The sequence below is a fragment of the Thiorhodococcus mannitoliphagus genome (assembly GCF_010915725.1).
Taxonomy (GTDB): domain Bacteria; phylum Pseudomonadota; class Gammaproteobacteria; order Chromatiales; family Chromatiaceae; genus Thiorhodococcus; species Thiorhodococcus mannitoliphagus.
In genome coordinates this window covers 1-1,602 of sequence record NZ_JAAIJR010000318.1, presented here as the reverse complement: position 1 = coordinate 1,602, position 1,602 = coordinate 1, and the positions used below count along the sequence as shown (strand labels likewise).

General features: G+C 65.6%; 3 protein-coding genes. All 3 read left to right on the top strand.

The window, feature by feature from the left end; translation table 11 throughout:
- Window positions 1-684: TIGR02677 family protein (locus tag G3480_RS26530; RefSeq protein ID WP_164657192.1), on the top strand; the 684-nt coding region annotated here is incomplete at its 5' end.
- 121 nt (window positions 685-805) lie between these two features.
- The gene (locus G3480_RS26525) at window positions 806-1,042 is read left to right on the top strand and encodes a FitA-like ribbon-helix-helix domain-containing protein (protein WP_164657191.1); all 237 of its coding nucleotides are present in this window, start codon (window positions 806-808) and stop codon (window positions 1,040-1,042) included.
- The gene (locus tag G3480_RS26520; protein WP_164657190.1) at window positions 1,039-1,473 is read left to right on the top strand and encodes a type II toxin-antitoxin system VapC family toxin; all 435 of its coding nucleotides are present in this window, start codon (window positions 1,039-1,041) and stop codon (window positions 1,471-1,473) included. The genes G3480_RS26525 and G3480_RS26520 overlap by 4 nt, the downstream gene beginning before the upstream one ends.
- The last annotated feature ends 129 nt before the right edge of the window (window positions 1,474-1,602 follow it).

Sequence of the window (1,602 nt, the reverse complement as noted above, 5' to 3'; positions counted from 1 at the left end):
CTCGGGCGCAGCGACCGCTCCGCCGACTACCGCACCCTGGCCGCCTGGTTCATGGAGTGTGAAACGGATGCCGAGGCTCATCGGCTCTGGCGCGCCGCCTTCGGGCTGACGCCGGCGCGGCATCTCGGGATCGATGGCGATACCCTACAGGCCCGCGCCGAGGCGCCGGTGCCGCCGTCCCGTCCCTGGGCCGAGGCACCGCCGCTGCGGATCAGCCCGCGCCTGCGCGAAACCGGCCGCCACGCCAAGCGCGGCGTGCCACCGAAGGTCCGAGACCGCAGCAAGGAAAAACAACTGCTCAGGGTGCGACTGGACCGGGAAAGCCTGCAGGCGCGCGATGCCCGTCGCCGCCTGGCGAGCGGCGAGGACATCCGGCTCAGCCAGATCGGCCGGCTCGAATCCGCCAGCTTCGATCTCTTTCTGCGCCTGCTCGGCGAGGCCCTGGCGGCCACCCGAGACCCAGAGCGCGCCGTGCGGACGGTCACCGGCGACGGCACCATCAGTATCGCTCTGGAACCCTTGGGACCCGAGACCCGCGCGGTCATCGAGACCCCCGACGGCGCATTCGGCGGCCGGGACTATCTGGTGTGCATCACCGACCTGGAGGCCGGCGCCAACCCGGCTGCGAAGACCGAGCGGACGCCGGGGCGGGACCTTGAGCCAGGCGACGAGGCCGTCGCGTGAGCCAGGCCAGCCTTGAACTTGGCGATGCCGTCGCCTGTGCATGCGGTCGCTATCACTGCTAGCGGTTGCTATCATGCAGCCAATCGCCTGACATGACGAGGCGGATCGATGAGGAAGCATCATGGCGAACTTGAGCGTGCGAAACATTGACGATGAAACGGTTACGCAGTTGCGGGTGAGGGCGGCTAGGCAGGGGATTTCGATGGAAGAGGAGGCACGCCGCATCCTCAGACAGGCCGTCGCGGCGCCCGATCGGTTGGGAGACTTGGCGGTCCAGTGCTTCAGCCCGGCATACACCGGATCACAACTTGAGCTTCCTGAACGTGAGATCCATGACCCCATGGGCTTCCCGGAATGATCCTGCTCGATACCAACATCCTCTCCGAGTTCATGACCGCCCCGCCAGCGGCGTCGGTGCGGGCATGGCTGAATGCCCAGAACACGACAGACCTCTACCTGACGAGCATCTCGATCGCAGAGATCTGCTTCGGATTGCAGGCCATGCCGCAAGGCCGGCGCCGCCAGCTATTGATGGATCGGTTCGAGCTGTTTCTGACGACGGCCTTCGAGTCGCGCATCCTATCCTTCGACCAGGATGCCGCGCGTGCCTATGGAGCGATCCGAGGGCAGCGCCGGGCATTGGGTCGCCCCATGAGCAATTTCGACGGTCAGATCGCGGCAATTGCCAGAACAAGAGGCTTCAGCCTGGCCACACGCAATACGAAGGACTTCGAGGATTGTGGGCTGGAGCTGATCGATCCATTTTCCTTTGTCGGATCCGCTCAGTAGCCGCATGAGCCAGATCGGCCTTGAGTCCAACCACGAACTCGGCGACCGTCTCACCCAACTTCGCGACGATGAACGGCGCCGGGCCATGCGTGGCCTGCTGATGCAGCCCCTGCTCTATGCCGATCACCC

What these genes read in the sequence shown, in the direction of transcription:
- G3480_RS26525 (WP_164657191.1), top strand. Translation starts at nt 806, where the DNA reads ATGGCGAACTTGAGCGTGCGAAACATTGACGATGAAACGGTTACGCAG.
- G3480_RS26520 (WP_164657190.1), top strand. Translation starts at nt 1,039, where the DNA reads ATGATCCTGCTCGATACCAACATCCTCTCCGAGTTCATGACCGCCCCG.